The sequence below is a fragment of the Desulfofundulus thermobenzoicus genome, assembly GCF_009428905.1.
GTDB classification, from domain to species: domain Bacteria; phylum Bacillota; class Desulfotomaculia; order Desulfotomaculales; family Desulfovirgulaceae; genus Desulfofundulus_A; species Desulfofundulus_A thermobenzoicus.
Genome location: NZ_WHYR01000039.1, coordinates 14,061 through 33,607, shown reverse-complemented (window position 1 = coordinate 33,607; position 19,547 = coordinate 14,061). Strand labels below are relative to the sequence as shown.

At 54.9% G+C, this 19,547-nt stretch carries 18 protein-coding genes and 1 pseudogene; all 19 read right to left on the bottom strand.

The window, feature by feature from the left end; all coding sequences use genetic code 11:
* Positions 1 to 141 precede the first annotated feature (141 nt).
* The 19 genes and pseudogenes from GFC01_RS13100 to GFC01_RS19775 all read right to left on the bottom strand — a co-directional run bounded on the left by GFC01_RS13100 (position 142) and on the right by GFC01_RS19775 (position 19,464).
* Positions 142 to 864, bottom strand: a complete 723-nt coding sequence (locus GFC01_RS13100) for an MFS transporter (protein WP_152947610.1) — start codon at positions 862 to 864, stop codon at positions 142 to 144.
* A gap of 474 nt (positions 865 to 1,338) precedes the next feature.
* Positions 1,339 to 2,967 (bottom strand): L-aspartate oxidase, encoded by a 1,629-nt coding sequence (locus tag GFC01_RS19785; protein WP_152947608.1) that lies wholly within the window; start codon positions 2,965 to 2,967, stop codon positions 1,339 to 1,341.
* Positions 2,948 to 3,838 carry a fumarate hydratase gene (locus GFC01_RS13090; RefSeq protein ID WP_152947607.1) on the bottom strand — a complete coding sequence of 297 codons (891 nt, stop codon included), beginning with the start codon at positions 3,836 to 3,838 and terminating at the stop codon, positions 2,948 to 2,950. The genes GFC01_RS19785 and GFC01_RS13090 overlap by 20 nt, the downstream gene beginning before the upstream one ends.
* Before the next feature lie 13 nt (positions 3,839 to 3,851).
* The gene (locus GFC01_RS13085; protein ID WP_152947605.1) at positions 3,852 to 4,352 is read right to left on the bottom strand and encodes a fumarate hydratase C-terminal domain-containing protein; all 501 of its coding nucleotides are present in this window, start codon (positions 4,350 to 4,352) and stop codon (positions 3,852 to 3,854) included.
* On the bottom strand, positions 4,349 to 5,995 hold the full coding sequence (locus GFC01_RS13080) for an FAD-binding protein (RefSeq protein ID WP_152947603.1): 1,647 nt from the start codon (positions 5,993 to 5,995) through the stop codon (positions 4,349 to 4,351). The genes GFC01_RS13085 and GFC01_RS13080 overlap by 4 nt, the downstream gene beginning before the upstream one ends.
* Before the next feature lie 20 nt (positions 5,996 to 6,015).
* Positions 6,016 to 6,696 (bottom strand): 2Fe-2S iron-sulfur cluster-binding protein, encoded by a 681-nt coding sequence (locus GFC01_RS13075; protein ID WP_152947602.1) that lies wholly within the window; start codon positions 6,694 to 6,696, stop codon positions 6,016 to 6,018.
* A gap of 6 nt (positions 6,697 to 6,702) precedes the next feature.
* On the bottom strand, positions 6,703 to 8,049 hold the full coding sequence (locus GFC01_RS13070) for an MmgE/PrpD family protein (protein WP_152947600.1): 1,347 nt from the start codon (positions 8,047 to 8,049) through the stop codon (positions 6,703 to 6,705).
* 11 nt (positions 8,050 to 8,060) lie between these two features.
* Positions 8,061 to 8,960: a succinate--CoA ligase subunit alpha gene (locus GFC01_RS13065; RefSeq protein ID WP_152947598.1), complete on the bottom strand. Its 900-nt coding sequence runs from the start codon at positions 8,958 to 8,960 to the stop codon at positions 8,061 to 8,063.
* The gene (locus GFC01_RS13060; protein WP_152947596.1) at positions 8,944 to 9,240 is read right to left on the bottom strand and encodes a 4Fe-4S dicluster domain-containing protein; all 297 of its coding nucleotides are present in this window, start codon (positions 9,238 to 9,240) and stop codon (positions 8,944 to 8,946) included. The genes GFC01_RS13065 and GFC01_RS13060 overlap by 17 nt, the downstream gene beginning before the upstream one ends.
* Positions 9,240 to 10,478 (bottom strand): ATP-grasp domain-containing protein, encoded by a 1,239-nt coding sequence (locus GFC01_RS13055; protein WP_152947594.1) that lies wholly within the window; start codon positions 10,476 to 10,478, stop codon positions 9,240 to 9,242. The genes GFC01_RS13060 and GFC01_RS13055 overlap by 1 nt, the downstream gene beginning before the upstream one ends.
* 66 nt (positions 10,479 to 10,544) lie before the next feature.
* Positions 10,545 to 11,327: pseudogene (locus GFC01_RS13050) on the bottom strand (citryl-CoA lyase); the annotation flags it as partial.
* 51 nt (positions 11,328 to 11,378) lie between these two features.
* Complete coding sequence (locus GFC01_RS13045; protein WP_152947590.1) at positions 11,379 to 12,308, bottom strand: isocitrate lyase/PEP mutase family protein; 930 nt, start codon at positions 12,306 to 12,308, stop codon at positions 11,379 to 11,381.
* The gene (locus GFC01_RS13040; RefSeq protein WP_152947588.1) at positions 12,305 to 14,209 is read right to left on the bottom strand and encodes a TRAP transporter permease; all 1,905 of its coding nucleotides are present in this window, start codon (positions 14,207 to 14,209) and stop codon (positions 12,305 to 12,307) included. The genes GFC01_RS13045 and GFC01_RS13040 overlap by 4 nt, the downstream gene beginning before the upstream one ends.
* A 69-nt stretch (positions 14,210 to 14,278) precedes the next feature.
* The gene (locus GFC01_RS13035) at positions 14,279 to 15,256 is read right to left on the bottom strand and encodes a TAXI family TRAP transporter solute-binding subunit (protein ID WP_152947586.1); all 978 of its coding nucleotides are present in this window, start codon (positions 15,254 to 15,256) and stop codon (positions 14,279 to 14,281) included.
* Positions 15,257 to 15,421: 165 nt separating this feature from the next.
* Positions 15,422 to 16,105, bottom strand: coding sequence for a FadR/GntR family transcriptional regulator (locus GFC01_RS13030; protein ID WP_152947584.1), 684 nt, complete (start codon positions 16,103 to 16,105; stop codon positions 15,422 to 15,424).
* A gap of 252 nt (positions 16,106 to 16,357) precedes the next feature.
* Positions 16,358 to 17,584 carry an aconitase X gene (locus GFC01_RS13025; protein WP_152947583.1) on the bottom strand — a complete coding sequence of 409 codons (1,227 nt, stop codon included), beginning with the start codon at positions 17,582 to 17,584 and terminating at the stop codon, positions 16,358 to 16,360.
* Positions 17,585 to 17,587: 3 nt separating this feature from the next.
* Entirely contained in the window at positions 17,588 to 18,007 is a 420-nt protein-coding gene (locus GFC01_RS13020) for an aconitase X swivel domain-containing protein (protein ID WP_152947582.1), read from the bottom strand.
* Between the two features lie 69 nt (positions 18,008 to 18,076).
* Entirely contained in the window at positions 18,077 to 18,778 is a 702-nt protein-coding gene (locus GFC01_RS19780; protein ID WP_194174947.1) for an MFS transporter, read from the bottom strand.
* Positions 18,715 to 19,464: an MFS transporter gene (locus GFC01_RS19775; protein ID WP_152947579.1), complete on the bottom strand. Its 750-nt coding sequence runs from the start codon at positions 19,462 to 19,464 to the stop codon at positions 18,715 to 18,717. The genes GFC01_RS19780 and GFC01_RS19775 overlap by 64 nt, the downstream gene beginning before the upstream one ends.
* Positions 19,465 to 19,547: the final 83 nt, after the last annotated feature.

Here is a 19,547-nt window from a genome sequence, read left to right as displayed (position 1 = left end):
GGCTGCTTTAACTGGAACAATTGGTCGGGGTGCCTGAAAAATGAGGCAGCCCGGCTTTTTGTTTGCCAACGTTATTTGAGAATTGTATTTGGGTTTACCTTTTTAAAGTGATAATTTCTTTGGTTTTCGTGGCTGGCCGACCTAATTTAATGTGACAATTTTTTCCGGTTTATTTTGAGAATCGACAACCAGTTCATGAACTTCTTGTGCGCGGCCTTGTTCTAGAAGCCAGCGCGGGGATTCCGGGAGCCATTTGGCTATGGCAAACACGACGAAAATTGGGATGCCACCAGCTATAAAGGGAACACGCCAGGCAATTTCCAACGGAAATGCTGCCAGTGCCCAAGCACCTACAAGACTAGGCAACACATACGCCGCACACAGGATGGCATTTGCAGAACTAGCTAACGCTCCTCGCCGCTTAGCCCCAACAAATTCTGAGATCATCAGATATGGAAGTGGAAATACCGCTCCTTCGCCCAGACCTGCGATAAATCTTGTAGCTACCACCCAATATAAATTAGGGAACAATGCACCTATCAAGGTAAAAAAAGTAAACCAGGCTACACCCCACATTAATACTTTTTTGCGGCCAAATTTATCAATTAACCGACCGGCAAAATAGACTCCAATAACAACCCCTATCGTCGATGACGTACCCAATAGTCCGACATCGCCGGGACTTAAATTCCATATTTTCTTCAATACAAGTACAACTTGCCCTACAACGCCAATATCAAAAGCTTCGATGATCCATACGAAAGCCAGGAGTAACATAATTCCTATAATAGACCTCGTTATTGGAATCCGGTCCAATCGTGATAACAGATTTACTTCTTCTTGTCTAACGGAAATCTCAGCCATGGCTACCCCTCCCTTAAAATTATACTGACAAATTCTAGCAATCCTCCTTTTACCATGCCTTGGCTACACACACATCAGCCCTGGCATACCTCCTTTACCTGCCTAGATTTTCAGTTGGCAAATTTGTTAGGACGGCCTATCATTAAGGAATGTGATGTCAAGCACATATTTTGGGAAAAATAAAGGCACCAAATACCTGAATATATCATTATGACGTCATGACGTCAGTACCTGGTGTCATTATAAATCCAGCCACATTTTATGTCAAGTAGACGACAAATATTTTTGGTTATGTGAAATAAAGTTCTAATGTTCTGAAAAAAGTCTCGAAACGGGCCTGTCTTCTCTATCACATTTTGACGGTAAAAAGCGCACGGTCAATCTTTTAGAACTTTTAGAATATTCTAATACAAGAGTCCACAAAAACACCACCCGATATTGGGTTTATATCAGGTGGTGTTGGATAATAACACCTTATCTGGTTCTGAATTCAAGCACCAGCTCCCGGCCGACCAGCCTGATCAAAAAGCTGCCCCGGTAAGCCTCGTTTTCCCGGGGGAAATCTTTCCGGTAATGGTTGCCCCGGCTTTCCTCCCGCAAAAGGGCTGCTTCCACCACCGCCCGGCCGACCAGGCACATGTTTTTTGCCCGGTATATGTATCCCATCTCAAGCTCGTCCGAAACCCGGCAGGTTTCCAGGGCACTTTCGCAGACCGCAATGGTGTCCCGGGCCTTTTCCAGGGACTGCCGGTCCCGGACCAGGGCGGCATTCTCCCATAAGGTTTTCCGGAGGGTGGAGACCACCTCTTCCAGTGACACGCTTCCTTCCCTTCGAAACGAGAAAAGGGGCGGTTCCGGCAGTGGCGGCAAAACGCCCTTTAACCCGGCGGCGTATTTTCCCGCCGCTTCACCGGCACAACGGCCGAAAACCAGGGCTTCGCTTAAAGCATTGCCGGCCAGGCGGTTGGCACCATGCAACCCGCCCGCCGCTTCCCCCGCCGCAAAAAGACCGGGAACACCGGTATATCCCCTGGCGTCTATTTTTACCCCGCCGCAGAAAAAATGGGTGGAGGGATAGACCACAAGCCAGTCACGCGCCGGATCGCAGCCGTGCTTACGCAGAAAAAGGGTTAGATCACGGTAAACGTTCAGGAGGATGTCCTCACCGATCCCTGTGCAGTCCAGGTATACACCCCCATGGATGCCCTTCCCCTGCTCCACTTCCTGGAAAATGGCCCTGGACATCATATCCCTGGTGGCCATATCTCCCCGTGGATCGTACCGTTCCATAAACCGCTCACCGGAACCGTTGCGTAAAACGGCACCGTGTCCGAAAAGGGAGTTGGAAATGGTCACCTTGACCGGTTTAACACCCATGGTGGGGTAAAACTGAACGAATTCCATATCCCGCAGTTCCGCCCCTGCTTTAAGGGCCAGGGCAAAGGCCTCGCCGCCAACGTCCCTGGTGTTATTGGTGTGGGCGAATAATCTCCCCCCGCCGCCGGCGGCTAAAACAACCGCCCCGGCATTTACCCCGATAAGCCTTTTTCCCCGCCCGTCCAGCAAATAGGCCCCGCAAACCCGGCCGTCATGCACCGCCAGTTCCATGGCCGGGCAATGATCCAGACCAAGGATTCCCAGGTTCAGGGCGGAGCGGGCCAGCGGCAGGGTAATGGACAGGCCCCTGGTTTTATACGGGTAACCGGAGAAAACGGTGGACACCTGGCGGGCGAAGGTATGGCCGGGGGGCCGGCGCCGCACAACCTTCCCCTCCACGCGCTGCAGTTTAACGCCATTTCCGGCTTCCATCTGCAGCAAAGCCGGGCCGGCCTTATCCACCAGGGTTTCGATCAGGCGTAAATCCCCAATTTGCCTCCCGCCGTTCCATGTATCCTGCAAAAACTGTTGCCGGCTATCTTCGGGCATCTCCTCACCCAGGTAGGCGGCGAATCCGGCCCCCGAAACCATGGTGTTCCCCCCGCGACCCACCGGCGCATTGCTGGCCAGGGCCACCTTTTCCACATACATCCTGGCCTCAATGGCCGCCATCAGGCCCGCCAGGCCTCCGCCCACCACCAGAACATCACACGTAAGCTTCTCCATTTATTTCACCTTCATCCTTAAGCACAACGGTCGCCCGCCGCGGGTCAAAACAACAGCCCAGCCGCAGGCTGACGATCCGGACACCGCTGGCCCGGGCCGGACCAATTTTTACGAAGGCGCCCAGGGCCGTAACCGTCTTTCCCAGGCCCAGGGGCCCCACACCCGTTTCATTGACCATCCGGGTTATTTCCTCTTCCCAGGGATTTTGCCGGGTAAAATCGCCCTCTAAAGCAGCCGCCAGTTGCAAAGCCGCGGCCTCATACTGGGTTCGGCCGATGCCGATAATGGGCACGCAGGGAGTACACCCCAGGGCCGCAGCCGCTTCCGCCGCCCACCGCCCCGCTTCCCGGATGACGTTTTCCCCACGGTGGCGGTGGAAAACGCGCATGGTCCTGCCCCGTATCTCCGGCCCGCCGCCGAGCATCAGCACCGTGATTTTCAGGGTATTCCCGGGAATGGAATATACGGTCACCGGGGCTGCCTCCAGCATCCCCGGGTCGTCGTACATCCCCAGGGTTTGCCCCAGGCGCTCCAAACCATCCCCCCGGACGGCCATGGGACGGCCCGGCAGAGTCCTCAAGCCCTCTGCGATCCCTTCGGCAACGGCCCGGAAGGCCTTCCCATTGACACGCACCCGTTCGCCGATCTCCAGAATAACGTGGGGGATACCGGTATCGTCACAAAGGGGGTATTTTTTCTCCCGGGCCACGGCGGCATTTTGCAAAATTTGCTCCAGCACCCACCTGCCCCGGGCACTGGTTTCCCGTTCCAGAGCCTGCCGGTAGGCCGCCACCTGGTCGGGCCGGAAGGTGGTGCTGGCCTGAATGAGGGCATCCCGGGCAGCACTGCGAATTTGCTCGCCTGTTAACATAGCCGCCCTCCTTTTAAAATATGGACTCCCCATGGGCTATGGCCACGATGGCCGGCAGGTCCTCCACCACCAGTTCGTGGAGGGCCTCCATGCCTTCTTCGGCAAATGCCGCCACCCGGCAGGCGCGCAGGTTGTTCATGAACAGGGCCGTAACCGGCGGGGTGACGGCAAAAATGGCCCCGGTTTCCTGCAGGACTTTTACCGTTTCCGCGTTTAAGGCCCCCTTGCCCAGGTGAATTTTCACCCCGGCCCGGGACAGCACCGGCATACTCCCCTCGATTTCCACCTTGTTGCTGGTGGTGGGCCCTATGCCGGCCGGGCTGACGGCGGTATGAAAAATGACAGCTCCTTCCAGCTGCAGCCCCAGCCTGGAAAGTTCACCGCTTTCAATGGCCCGGCACAGCCTGGGCAGTACGGCGTCCCGGCCGGTGTAAATGGGCCCGGAAATGGCAATCGGATCCCCCACCCTCAGCCGGTGCACCGTTTGCGCCGCTACAGGCGTCCTGATCTTCATCCTATTGCGCCCCCTCCATCATATTGCCGCGCTTTGTGCCCGGCGTCCAGGTAGTCCGGAATAAGCAGCGGGGATGTAACCGGCCTGTCAATACCGGCCTCCCTTAATTCCCGGTGAAAGCGGCGCACATGGTCCAGGGTCAACCTTCCGGGCCGCACTTCCCGGGCGTATACGGCCGCCGCCGCGCCGGCCCGCCGGCCGAAAACAAATATGTCCACCAGGGAGTTGGCCCCCAGGCGGTTGCGGCCATGCACCCCGCCCCCCACCTCGCCGGCCACGAAAAGGCCGGGAACGGCGGTTCTACCCCGGGCATCATGTTTCACGCCGCCGTTCTGATAGTGCTGGGTGGGATAAACCAGTATGGGGTCCACGGACACATCGATGTCATATCTTGCAAAACGCTTGCATATGCCCGTAAACTGGTGCATCATTTTCCCCTGCCCGCCGGTGATATCGATCATGGGTGTATCCAGCCAGACCCCTTCCGTTCCGGTGGGAGTACGCACCCCGCGCCCTTCCCGGCATTCCCGGATAATGGCCGAAGCCACGGCATCCCTGGTTTCCAGTTCGTTGATGAAACGCTCGCCCCGGGCATTAACCAGGTGGGCGCCGTGGGCACGCAAAGCCTCGGTAATCAAATACCCCAGCATCTGATCCGGCCAGACCACCCCGGTGGGGTGATACTGGACCGCATCCACGTAGAGCAGGGGGGCACCCGCCCGGTAGGACACAACCAGGCCGTCGGCCGTGGCCCCGTAATGGTTTGAGGTGGGGAACCCATTGATATGCAGCCTCCCCATGCCGCCGGTGGTCAGGATGACCGCCCCCGCCCGCACCACCAGGTACTCCTGATTGTCAAAATTATAGAGCACCGCGCCGGAGCAGTTCCCGTTTTCATCCAGAAGCAGCTCCACCACCGCACAGAATTCCATAACTTCAATATTCTTGTTGCGTACTTCATCCCGCAACACCCGCATGATCTCCAGACCGGTCAGATCCTTGCAGGAATGGGAACGGCGGCGGCAGTGGCCGCCGGGAGCGTGGGTAAGGATGGAGCCGTCCGGCCGCCGGTCAAAAACCACGCCTAAATCTTCCAGCCATTCCACCACCAGGGGAGCGTCCAGCACCAGAGCCTCCACCAGTTCCGGAACGTTTTCGTAACGGCCTCCCCCCACGGTGTCCAGGTAATGGAGCATGGGGGAATCTTCCCGCTCCGTGGCCGCCGCTATACCCCCTTCGGCCATGATGGTGTTGGAATCCCCCAAACGCAGCTTGGTGGCCAGCACTACCCGGGCCCCCTGCTCGCAGGCCAGCAAAGAAGCGGTACAACCGGCGCCGCCGCCCCCGATCACCAGAACATCGGTTTCATAATCGACCCGGTCGGGGTGGAACCGCTCCGGGTCAATCCAGCTTTTCCCCTCCAGCAGATCGGCCAGCTCCCGGGGCACCCGTTCCCCCCGGTTGGGCCCGACCCTCAATTCCCTTTTGCTTTCCACCCGGTAATCGGGGTGAAAGGCGGCCAGCAGGTTCGTTTTTTCCTGCGGCGTCAGGCGGGGAAACTCCGTGCCCAGGCGCGCCCGCCTGGAATTATTAACCCGGTCGATGGAATATCTTAACTCATCGGGATAGCCTTTTACGGACATGCTCCTTCCCCTTCCTCCGGCTAATACTTGACCCGCACAATGTCACGCCGGTCATACAGTTCCTGCAGCGACTGCCGGTCCATGTCCCTCAGCCTGCGTACTTCGTCGTTATAAACACCCCGGCGGATTTCATCGGCACGCTTCCGGGCATAACTGTACTTTCGGGCCAGCTCTTTTCCGTACACCCGCCGGGCATACATGGCCACGTTGAACTGGGCAATTTCCGCCGGACAGCGGGCGGCACAAAGACCGCACATGAGGCAATCGAAGGAAAGTTCCGTGGCCAGGGCCAGGTCCTGCCGCTGGGCCGCCGCAATATAATACATCACGTCCAGCCCCTGGGGACATATTTTGCTGCAGACGTTACAGCCCAGGCAGCGGGCCAGCTCTGGATAGAGACGGTAGAATTCCGCCACGGGGTCGGCCGGACGGTTGAGGTCATAAACGGCCTTTTGGGCGGGGAAAAAGGGAACCTGGGTCAGGCTCATACCCTCTTCCACGGGAGTCTGGCAGGCCAGGCCCGACTTCAAACGGTAATCCCCAGCCGTCCGGTAAACCACGGCGCAGGCGCCGCAGGCCCCCGCCCGGCAGCCACAACCGCGGATCAACCGGTAGCCGGCATATTCAAAGGCCCGCATGATGGTATACCCTTCCGGAATTTCATAACGCTTGCCCATGATATAAACATTTACCTTGGACATGTTCATTCACCTTTCCAGGCCAAAAATTTGCCCGGCCAGCCGGGATACATCGGAAAAGCGATCGATTTCCAAAACCAGGCCCATAACGGTGGCCGTGTTTTCCGGTTTTAAGCAGGGGCCGGCCAGGGCATGAAACTTGTGTTTAATTTCCGACCAGGTCAGCTGGTTTTCCGGGTCCCCCCGGCGGCAGGAAACAAAGTGGCTGAATGCCCCCCTGTCCGTGCCGATCACCACCCGGGCGCCCCGTTTGCCGGGAAAAGCGGCCTGTATTTCCTCATCAACCGACAGGAAAGTGTTATCCATGAGCCGCCGTATTTCCGGTTCCGCCAGCTTGCTTTCCGTAAAATCGGCCAGGGTGGGCTCGCCGTAAACGACGGCGGCCGCAATACAATAGGGAAGGCTGAACTTGGCCTCGTAGGGAGTGGACGGCGAAGGATTGCCGGCCACCTCCAGGGCGGCGCGGTAAGTTTCCACTTTGATTTGCTTTATTTCCTCCGGCCTCACCCTGTGAGCGTTCACTATGCCCAGTGCGGCATCTATGGCGGCATGGGTATGACCGCAGGAAGGGTAATACTTGTGGGTAACGTCCATGATGGTGTATTCCTTTCCCATATCATCAAACAATGTGGAATTAAAGGAACCGGCCGTGGCCGCCGCAAAGCCCTTTTCACCTTCGATGATCTGCTGCGGCCCGCCATATCCCTCCCTGACCAGCAGGGCGGCCAGCACCCCGTTCATGGCCGCCTTGCCGGCGTGCAGGGGTTTCCCCATGGTGCCGCCGGCCTGCCACAGTCCCGCGGCCTGGGTGCCGGCCAGACCCAGGCACTCTACCATTTGGGAGAAACCGAGATTTAAGAGAACCCCCGCCGCCACCGCCGCTCCAAAGGTACCCACCGTGCCGGTGGTGTGCCAGAAACGGTAATGGGAGGGATTTACGGCGGCCCCCAGGCGGTTGGAGATCTCGTATCCCAATGCGATGGCCCGCACCAGTTCGCGGCCGGGCGCACCCAGATAATCGGCCACGGCAAAGGCCGCCGCAATCACGGGGGCACCCGGGTGGTAAAGGGCGTCCTTGTAGATGTCGTCAAATTCTATGGTGTGCGCCATCACCCCGTGCACCAGGGCGGCGTGGGGGGCCGGTATCTTTTCGGACAGGCCGGCCACCCGGGACTGACCGCTGCCTCCCCATTCATGGACCAGCTTACGGGTAATTACGGCCACCGGTTCGTCCACCGCCGCCAGCACGCAGCCCAGCCAGTCCAGAAGGCACATCTTGACCTTGTCCACCACCTGGTCCGGCAGGTCCTGATAGCTCGTCTTGCTCGCAAACCGGGCAACCTTTTCCGTAATCATGGGCGACCTCCTTAAATTTTCCCCACGATCTCCGGCGTAACGGTAAAAAGATCATCAAAGGTGTCCACCACAATGGCGCCCGCCGAACGCAGGCTTTCCACCTTGCCCCGGTGGGTTCCCCTTCCTCCTTCGATAATGGCGCCGGCGTGGGAAAAGCGGGTGCCGCTTTTGGCCGCCGCGCCGCCGATGAAGGCCACCAGGGGTTTGGTAAATTCACCTGCCTTAATCAATTCGGCGGCCGTTTCCTCCTGGGAGGTGCCGATTTCACCAAACATAACCACCGCCTTCGTTTCCGGATCTTGCTCGAACTCCTTAAGCAACTCGGGGAAGGGCAATCCGATTATGGGATCCCCCCCCACGTGAATCACCGTGCTCAGGCCCACCCCGGCCCTGGTCAGGTAGTAGGAAATGGCCGAAGTAATGCCGCCGCTGCGGGAAATGACCCCCACGGGTCCGGGACGGAACCATTCCCTGGCCGTGGCGGCCTTACCCCCGATCATGCCCACCACGGCCTTCCCCGGGCTGATCATACCCAGCGTGTTGGGGCCGACAAAGCGCACCTTTTTCCGGCGGGCCAGGGCATCTATTTCCAGGACGTCATATAAGGGCACCCTGTCCGGAACAATGACCAGCAGCTTCACCCCGGCGTCAATGGCCTCAAAGGCCGCACCCTTGACAAAGGGGGCCGGGACAAAGATTACGCTTACATCCAGGGGACCCGCTTCTTCCCATGCTTCTTCAACGGTATCGAACACCGGCACACCAAAAACCGCTTCCCCTTTTTTGCCGGGAGTAACGCCCGCCACCACATTGGTGCCGTAATCCACCATCAACTTTGTCCGCACCATGCCCTCGCGGCCGGTAATCCCCTGCACCACAACCCTGGAACGTTCGTCAATTAAGATGGACATGCCGTTTCACCTCCGCTACGGCCTCCAGGCCGGGAATGGGCAGATCTATGTGCAGGCCGCCCGCTCCCCGAAAGTGGCATTCCAGCTCGCAGGCCAGGCACTCGGTACATTTGCCCTTTTTAACCTGCCCCGCATCCATGGCCAGCACCGGTCCGTCCCCTTCCAGCTTTAATATCCCGGCCGGACAGGAAGCCACACACGGTTTCTCCCGGCATTGCCGGCAACGCCCGTAATCAAAAACCACCCGGCCGGTAATGGTGGCAAAGGTGTAATCCGCCATCAGGATACCGCCTTTCTGCTTTTATTTTCCGCGATCAGTTCTTTGAGCCTGTTCACGCAATATTCCACGGGCACATCCCGCCCGTAGGCCTCCACCCTGCCGGGCAGGTCCCGGGTATACTCCGTCAGAATGCGGATGGCTTCTTCTTCCGAATTGCCGCCGATCCGGATCACCGCCGGGATGTCCAGTTTCAGTTCCCGGAAGGCCTTCACCATTCCCCGGGCTGTGTGATATTGCTCCTGGCTGGCCACACCGGACCCGGAGTGAAAATATCCGGCCAGTTTGGGCTGGGATAAAATAATCCTGGCCGCCCGGTACACCTTGGAAGCCGGCGGGTTGCCGCTGGTGTCGCAGAAATTGGCCAGCTTCAACCCCGCCCGCATCAGTGCATCCATGGCCATCATGGAACCACCGCCACCGCCGCCGTGGAAACCGATATAACCCTCATCTTCATACTGGGTTTCCAGTTGCAGGAAGTAAAAAGTACCCCGGTAATCCTTTTCCTCAACCTTGTAGGCTACCTTTTCCAGGGGAGTGGCCGGCCGGTCAAACTCCCGGGCGATTTCGATGCCCAGTTCCGGGTGGCGGAAGACGGCATTATCATCCACCGTCACCCGGCAGTCGGCGGCGTATATTTCCCCGGAGCGATCCAGGACCAGGGGATTGATCTCCAGGGATCTGGCCTCCACTTTCCGGGCCAGGCGGTAAAGATTGACCAGCACCTGGACCAGCTTGGCCTGCAACCTGCCCCTGATCCCCGCTTTGCGCACCAGGTTGCGCGCTTCGTGCTCCCGCAGGCCCGTGAAAATATCCACCGGCTGCCGCCAGACCTTATCCGGGTGCGCCCGGGCAATTTCCTCGATCCCGGTACCCCCCATGGTGCTGAACATCATCACCGGGGAGCGGTACTGGTCGCTTACAATCACACCAGCATAAAATTGTTCTGCTACGTCCAGCTTTTCTTCCACCAGAACCTTTTCCACGCTAAATCCTTTCAGCTGAAGTCCCAGTATGGCCTGCGCCCACGTCTTTGCCTCCCCGGGCGAATCGGCAAATTTAATTCCTCCGGCCTCCGCCCTTCCGGTTACCCAGGCCTGGGCCTTGATCACCACCGGCCTGCCCAGTTCAGCCGCCACCTCTTTTGCTTCAGCCGGCGTTCCGGCCAGCCGTCCCCGCGGTACGGGAATGCCGCATTCTTTTAAAAGTTCCTTTCCCTGATATTCAAAAAGTCTGGCCATAAAGCAACCTCCTCACAACTGGACAATTGGGTGGACCAGATAGTTTTTTAAAAAAACCATAAACGCTCACCCCAAATCCCTGACTGCAGGCCCGTCATAACGGAAACCGGCGGGATATATGCGCCGCACGGGACGCTGCCGGAGGCGCTCCTCCACACTGTGGGCAATCAGACCGGGCAGGCGGGCGAACATAAAAACGGCATTGGCCATTTCGGGCGGGTAACCCATCTCACAGAGCAGGGCGGCCATTATCCCGTCCACATTCAAGGGCAGTTCCTTCCCCCGGCGACACAGGGCGGTTTCCACCGCCAGGGCCATGCGGACGAACGAGCCGGCAAAGCCCAGTTTTTCCGCCTTTTCTTTTAAGACCTTCACCCGCGGGTCGGCCCTGTGCATGCGGTGGCCATAGCCGGGGATGCGCTTTTTGGCCTCCAGGTATTTTTGTGCGATTTTATCCGCCGCTTCTTCCGCATCGCCATGTTCTCCGGAGGAAACTGCTTCCTGGAGAAAACGCATGCAGTTTTCCACGGCGCCGCCGTGATAGGAGTTAATGGAGAGAAGCCCCGCCGCCAGGGAGGCATTTAACGCTCCACCGGTGGAAGCCACCGTGCGGGCGGCCAGGGTGGAGGGGGGGCTGGCTCCGTGATCCACGGCCGAAACCAGAACGGCATCAAACATTTCCCTTTCGTTGGGTCCGGGCAACTCACCCTTAAGCAAAAGCACCGCCGCATCGGTAAAGGTTACCGACCGGACCAGATCCTCAAGCCGGTAACCGCGCACAATAATGCGGTTCGGAGCAACGTCGGTAATTGCCGTGAACCATTCCTTTTCAGTGGACATAAACACCCTCTCCCTTTTACGTTTTTTTCTTCAGACCTTAGCAGCCCCTTATACTGCCTTTTAACGGTTTTCTTCTTTGGCCCTCAGCAACGCTTCATTGCTGCCGTACCGCAGTTTAATCTCCAGATCGGTGAGCAATGCCGACTCCAGCTCCCGGTATCGTTCCAACCCCGTTATTTCCGAGAAATGGGGAAAGGTGGTGAACAGTTCCCGGTTAAAGGCGGTGGTGCCCTTTTCCTTTAAAATGCGCAGCGCCTCTTCCATGGCCCGGGCGGCGGCAAAAAGGGGTGTCAGGGGTGCGCTGACCCGCGCCACACCCATTTTCTCCAGTTCCGCGGCACCGATCAGGGGGGTGCGTCCGTCCTCCAGCATGTTAATACTAACCGGCGCTTTAATGTTTTTCACTACATACGCAATCTCTTCCACACTGCGGGGCGCTTCCACAAAAATCAAATCGGCCCCGGCCCCGGCATAGGCATTGCCCCGCCTGACGGCTTCTTCCACCCCCAGGACGGCAATGGCATCGGTCCGGGCGTTAATAATAAAGTCCGGATCCCTGCGGGCATGTACCGCCGCCCGGATCCTGGCCACCGCCTCTTCCAGGGGCACCACCTGCTTGCCGGTCATATGTCCGCAACGTTTGGGAAACACCTGGTCCTCGATGTTTACACCCGCAGCGCCCATATCCTCCAGTTCCTGCACCATCCGGTGTATATTCAGGGGGTTGCCGAAACCCGTATCGCCGTCGGCCATTACCGGTATGGCCACAGCCCGGACAATCCTGCGGGTTTGCTCCAGCATTTCCGTCATGGTAAGCAAACCGTAATCGGGCGCTCCCAGGCAGGCGGCCGAAAGGCCGAACCCGGTTACCTGTATAGCTGCGAAACCCACCATTTCGGCAATGCGCGCGCTCAGGCAATCATACACCCCGGGCATGATCAATATTTCCGGCGCGTTAATCAACTGACGCAGGCGGGTGGTTTTCTTCATTTGGCCACTTCCTTTCTTTCCGCAATCTGCAGCATCCGCCGCCGGCGCAACAATATGGAAAGCATGGCAATGCCAAGCAGGGCCAGGCCCAGCAGGTCGGTCAGCAAACCCGGATCAATCAGGGACAGGGCCGCGCCAAAAAAGATCAGACGTTCAAACCATGAAAGACTTTCCATCATCCAACCGATCACCGCGGCGGCCAGGCAAAATACACCGATGCAGGCCATAATCACGGTCAGGATTATCTCTCCCGCCGCACCGACAGCTACCAGCGACGGTCCATAGGTAAACATGTAGGGAATCAAAAAGGCTACCAGTCCCAACCGGAAAGCGGTTACGCCGGTACGCATGGGATCGCTTTCGGCAATACCGGCAGCGGTGTAGGCAGCCAGAGCCACAGGAGGTGTAATCGGCGCAAAAACACTGAAGTAAAAGATAAACAGGTGGGCAATTAAAACGGGAACATTCATTTGAACCAGCGCCGGCGCTCCCATGGCCGCCAGCACTATGTAGGCCGCCGTCGGCGGCAGACCCATGCCCAGGATGATACTGGCCACCATGGTCAGGGCCAGGGCCAGGATCAGCCGCCCACCGGCCGCCTCCACCACAATGCTGGAAAAGGTCAGGCCTATGCCGGTCTGGGCGATAACGCCGATAATAATGCCCGCCGCGGCGCAGGCAGCGCTGACGGTCAGGACATCCCGGGCGCCCTTTTCCAGGGCGCTAAGAATAAATGCCAGGTTAGCCCTGAAATTGAACCTTTCCGGACCAATGGTAATGCTGGTCAAAAGCAGGACTAAAATGCTCCAGAAAGCTGCTTTCATTGGAGAAACCTGAACGATCACCAGCAGGTACAACAAAACAAAGATGGGAATGAGCAAAAACAAACTTTTTTGCAAAGTTGCCCTTAGATTGGGCAGCTCCGCTGCCGGAAGACCCTTCATCCCCTTGCGTTTTGCTTCAAAGTGGACGGCCAGGAAAAGGGAAAGGTAATAAAGAACAGCCGGTATGGCGGCGGCAATACAAATCCTGCTGTAGGGTATGCCGGTCATTTCGGACATGACAAAGGCACCCGCGCCCATAACAGGCGGCATGATCGCTCCACCCGAAGAGGCCACGGCCTCAATGCCGCCGGCTACGTGAGGATCGTATCCCAGGCGTTTCATCAGGGGAATGGTAAAGGTACCGACAGTGGCCACATTGGCTACCGGGCTTCCGGAAATGGTGCCCATCAATCCGCTGGAAACCACCGCCACCTTGGCCGGCCCGCCCGTGCTCTTACCGGCAATGGAAAAAGCCAGTTCAATAAATATTTTGCCGCCACCGGTGGCCTCCAGGAATGCCCCGAAGAGGACAAACAAAGCCACCATGGTGGCAGCCACACCCAGGGTTACTCCCCAGATACCCTCCATGCTCAGGTAGAGCTGGGATATAATCCGCTCAAGGGAATAGGCTTTATGGCTCAATATCCCGGGAAAATACGGGCCGAACCGGGCGTAAACCAGGGCCAGCACGGCAATTATCACCAGCGGCCATCCGGTGGTGCGCCTGGTTACTTCCAGAATAAGCACGATGGTGGCAATACCCATAATCATGTCCAGATTGGTGGGATCACCGGCCCGAAAAACCAGGGTCTGGTAAGTTAACCACATATAAATACCTGTGGCCACTGCGCCGATAAGCAGCATGGCGTCCAGCCACCAGAACCGGGCCTTTTTGGTGGTATTGAACAATAAAAGGACCAGGACGAACACAAAAGTAATGTGCGTAGCCCTCTGGAGAACCGGTGTTAAAACGCCGAACCCCGCCGTATACAATTGAAACAGGGAAAGGGCCACGGCTATTGTGGTCACCACTGTTTTACCGATATGCCTTGAGGTTAAACCACCGTCCGTAGACATTAAGCTTTACACCTCCCGAACCAATTATAAAAGGGGCCGGGCGCCCGCCGGCACCCGGCCGGCCAATGGTTACTTCCAGGTCAAACCCTTCTCTTTAAAATACTTTTCCGCACCGGGATGAAGGGGTATTACCGCCGGTACTGCGGTTTGCAGGGTGATTTCCCTGGCTACATTGTGCACTGCCTCCAGCTCAGGCAAATGCTCAAATATGGCTTTGACCACGTCATAGGCCGTTTGTTCGGGAAGATCGGCTCTGGCCGCCACCACTATAGGAACTGCCACAGTATCTGCTTCCTTGGGGATCTTTTCATAAACACCCTTTTTAATTTTGCTTTCCGTAAAATAGGGATACTTTTCCTTAACTTTGCTTATTTGCTCGGGGGTGAGGGAAATTAGTTTCACCTTGCGTACCGCCGAGAGATCCATTACCGCTGAAGCAGGGGCTCCAACGGCCATTATGGCCGCGTCAATATTGTTATCTTTTAAAGCATCCGAAGCTTCAGAAAATGACAGAAACTGTTCGTCAATATCATTGTACGTTATCCCCAGAGCGTTTAACAGAGCCCTGGCTTTCACCTCTGTACCGCTGCCGGGGGATCCAACGGCGACTTTTTTACCTTTAAGATCTAAAACAGAGTTGATCGGCTTGTCTTCTAAAGTAACAATATGCACCGGTTCAGAGTATGTGGCAAACAGGGCGGCAATCTTTTTCTTGTTGTTTTGAAAATCGCCCAAACCGTTATAGGCCTCATAAGTAACATCACCGGCTACAAAGGCCAGATCCGCTTCACCTTTATCCAGCAGGCGTGCATTTTCCACCGAACCACCGGTGGCCTCGGCCGTTACCTGCGTATTGGGAACGTATTTGGTGATGATTTTGGCCATACCACCCCCAAGGGGATAAAATGTGCCGCCGGTTCCAGCGGTGGCAAAGGTAAGGTGGGTGGCCGGCTTTCCGCTGCTACCGGAACCGGAACCACAACCGGATAAGCCGGCGAGGGAAAGCAAAAAAATCAGGATGATAATCCAGATTCCCACTTTTTTCATGCGAAGAAAACCTCCTTTTTAGATGCCCATAAAAAGACATACCTCCTTCTAACCATGCCGCCGAATTTATTTAACCATTTCCCACCCCCAAAATGTTGCTTTGCGTTATGGGTGCATGATACCAGGGCGGAGATTTTGATGTATTTGCACTTTTTACCGGCAAGGTCAGGTTTTCTGAATACATGCTTTAATATTGTTCAAGTGCACGAGCAACATCTCCCTGGCCTTTTGGGAGTCGCGGTCTTTGACAGCTTCGAAAATAGCCCTGTGTTCCGCTATGATTTCTTTAGCCCTGCCCGGCAGCACGGAAGTTTTGGAACGAATCTGAAAAAGCAAAGCCAGATTCAACTCAACAATATTGACAAAAACAATATTATGGGTCGCCTCTGCCAGGGCGAGGTGAAATGCCTGATCATGATTGAGCACTTCCAAACCGTCTATTTTTTCCCCTTCCGCCATGGCCAGAGACTGTTCAATGGCTTCCAGGTCGACGGGGGTGGCTCTTTCGCAGGCCAGTTCTACAATTTTACTTTCAAAAACTTCCCGGGCTTCCAGAAGATCCAGCATGGCGGCAGTTTCCAGACTGGATAAAATACGCTCTTTGTCCAGCAGACCTTCCGGCAGCTTTCTCACGTAACGCCCACCACCGGGCCTGGTCTCGATAATTCCCTGTCGCTCCAGGATGCGAAAAGCCTCCCGCAGGGTTCCCCGGCTTACGCCAATCTCCTCCGCCAGTTCCCGCTCGGGGGGGAGCTTGTCCCCGGGCGCCAGCTGACCGGCCAGGATGATGGTTTCTATCTGGTTGATTACATCTTCGTAAAGGCGACGATATTCCACTTTTCTGAACATTTGCTCAGGTCCTCCTGGTAATTGAGCAATTGGGTGATCCAATTTGATTAGATTTTATTTCCCGAGCAAAAAGTTGTCAATAGGTCAGACGAAATTTTCTCCAGAATTTTTAGATAGGATCACCAGCCATTCAAGGTTGGGGAACGACGTTATTACAGACCTGGTTTCACTCATTTCTTAACGATCGAAAGACTGGAACGATGTAACGGTCCAGTCTCCCGGTCGTTAAGACGGAAATGCCTGTACATCCACTTAAACGGTGGGTCCCCAGTATCCATTAATTGCCGCTTCAATGCATTGCCTTACGCTTCCATACCAAACACCAAGCCCATTTGAACCCGGTGCATAAAAAGCCATCTTGGCGGAATTGGTAGCCAGGGTTTTTACACCGAGGGCTTCGGGATTACCCAGGACCGTACACAGATCCTGTGTAACTACTCCTCCTGCCTCCTCGATTATTCTTATATAACCTAACTGGCCGGCCAGGCCTTTAATAGCCGCGGAGGTATGCACCCATAAGGTTACATTTTCATTGACTTTTTTCCCGGCAATAAGTTCAGCTACCTCCCTGATCTGTCCAATTGAACAATGAGGGCATCCAATGGCTACATAATCAACTTTTCTTTCCCTGGCCGAAGTTAGCTTTTCCTTTCCTTCTTCAATCTCTTTAGCGGTTATAACCACCGTGTCATATGGCCTGCCACCAAAGGCATCAGAAACGCTTTGCGCCTCAGGGGTAACTCCCGCCACATGGAACATGGCCACTGCCCCCGATGACGCCAATGCCGCTCCCAGATAGACGAGCTCTTCCAGGGAAGGGTTGACTATACCTTCAAAAACGGGAATCTTTGTGCCTACTATCCTCCCTACGTAACTGCCCAAGGCACCATAATCGGCAATATCCCGTAAATCAACTTCTATTTTAAATAACAAGTCTCCCTTCCGATTCTCATCCAGGTGCAGGCCGTAACAAGGGGTTCGGCCAGTCAGGGCAGATGCCCAAGCCGAAGGACCACCTTCCCGGTTATCCCTGGCACCCAGTACCGAATTGGTAAATACTACCGCTGACGATTCGGCCCAGGAAATGTGCTCACCCAATCTGGGAATAAACCCACTGTAATATGGAACACAGGATGATGTACCATAACATCCCATACATTCATAAGCACGTTCTATCCGAAGCTGATTTGCACACCAATCGACTGGCAGACCCAAATCCCTGCTCCGGTCCAAACCAATCACATTGAGGGTTGTCGGAACTTTTACTTTGGCCCCGTTCCTGGCCATTTCTTCAGCCCACTCCATACCCGCCGTGCCATGGGTTTTCAGGGAAAGACCTGCGATATGAGCACTTTTGACGGGAATCATCCTTTCCGCACCATATATGTCACCAATGGCCACGAGCATCTCCATGGCCTTTTGAACTGGCTCACCAAACTCTCCTTCCAACATCCTTTTTTCTTCATCAGTTAAAATCATTACTCATACCTCATTTCTCTTTATAACTTCTACAATACCGTTCACCGCATCTACCTTTACATAATCACCGTCAGATATTACATCGAACGGATTGACTTCAAGATTATCTACCACTGGTATTCCACCCATAATTGCTCCAATGGCGATAATGACCTCGGTATTTAGATTGATGATGGCCCTGGGGCCTGTTTTATATCTGGCCAGTTGATAAACAACATAAGAGCCGCCCGTACTCCCTTTACCATGGGGGAAAATTAAAATCTTGTCTTTAATGGATTTATTTTGTAACTCGTGATTATATTCAGTAATTATACCATTATGGACATTTACACCAAAATTAAATCCTATTGGCTCACGACAAACCAAAGCAGTACCTTCAGCATATCCCTTGCTGATTGGCCGACCTTTAATCTTGATGGACATTTATAAACACTCCTCGAAGAGGCTAAAGCCAGAACACTGGCCTGCGCCAACTATTTTATCAAATTGCAATCAGGCTGCACCAATTTCGGCCAGAGAACGACCCCTGGTCTCCACTCCCAGGAAATAGACCAAAGCAACAGCTACCCAGAAGAATATGGCCATGGTCAGGAATACTCCGTAGTAAAAATGTATTTTCATAAAGTATCCGAATACTATCGGGCTAACGGCGGAACTAATCCGGCCTGCTCCCGTAGACCAGCAAGTTGCAGTGGCACGAACTTTAGAAGGATATAACTCAGCGGTGTACACAACAGTTCCCGCAACACCCTGTTCATAGAGGAAGGATAAAATACATGCCCCCCAAACCAGCAAGCTCGGGTCCTTGATCAACCCAAACAGAAGAGCTGCCACACCTCCCAGTCCGAAACCCACATAAAAAAGTTGTTTTCTCCCAAACCGTTCAATTGTCCAGAAAGCAGCAGCTCTACCAGCTATGGCAGCTAAGGCGACGAATAATGTATAGGTAAAAGTTTTCACCAAACTCAAATGGTAAACCGTCGCCAGGATGGACGGGAGCCAGAGAACAAATCCGTAATAACCAAAATAACTAAAGAAATAGTAACCGGTGGTCAGGATAAACCGTTTTAAATATTGCGGCTGTAACAGCACCTGCACCGATACCTTCTCACTGGTTTTTACAGAGGCGGTTAGATTGTGTATATTCTCCTCTCGCGCGCCCAACAATTGCAAGACACTTTTAGCTTTTTCCATTCTACCATTGCTGCCAGCCAGCGCGGAGATTCCGGCATCTTCGAAAAAATCAATGCCGTAATTAACGCCGGAAGCGCACCGACCACAAACAGCACACGCCATCCATATACTGTAACAAAATTCAGCGAAATCAGCGCAGCCACCAGCATTCCTACCGGCCAAAAAACGGTCAAAACGGAGGTAAATCGGCCCCGATATTTGGTGGAAATATATTCCGAAGTAAGGGCCGTATCAACGGGTATCATTCCTCCTAAAAACATGCCAGTAACAAAGCGTGAAACCAGGAACTGATAGGCGTTGGTTGTCAAGGCTGTCAAACCGGTAAGCAAACTGAAACCAAGGATTGTTCCTGCCAATCCAACCTTTCGTCCAAACCGGTCGGTTATGGGTCCCCATAAAATAGCTCCTAAAAACATTCCCCAAATGCCGGCCGAACTCAGCAATCCATTCATCACCGGACTAATATTCCATTCCTTAATGATGGACGGCATTGCGTAAGAAACTACATATGTGTCAAAAGAGTCAAACATGAAACCCAGTGCAGCAATAATTACTATAAAAACATGCACTCCCGTCAAAGGCAGGCTCTCGATCACACCATCCACTGTAATGGCTCCCTGCTTAAACGCTGCACCTGAAGAACCAGACGCTGATGTTTCTGCAAATTGGAAATTTCCCGTACTCAAAATTGTTCGCCTCCTTTTTCTTTATGCCACTCAGCGCAAATTCGCCTGTTGAATATCTAATCAAAAAAACACAAGAAATTTGA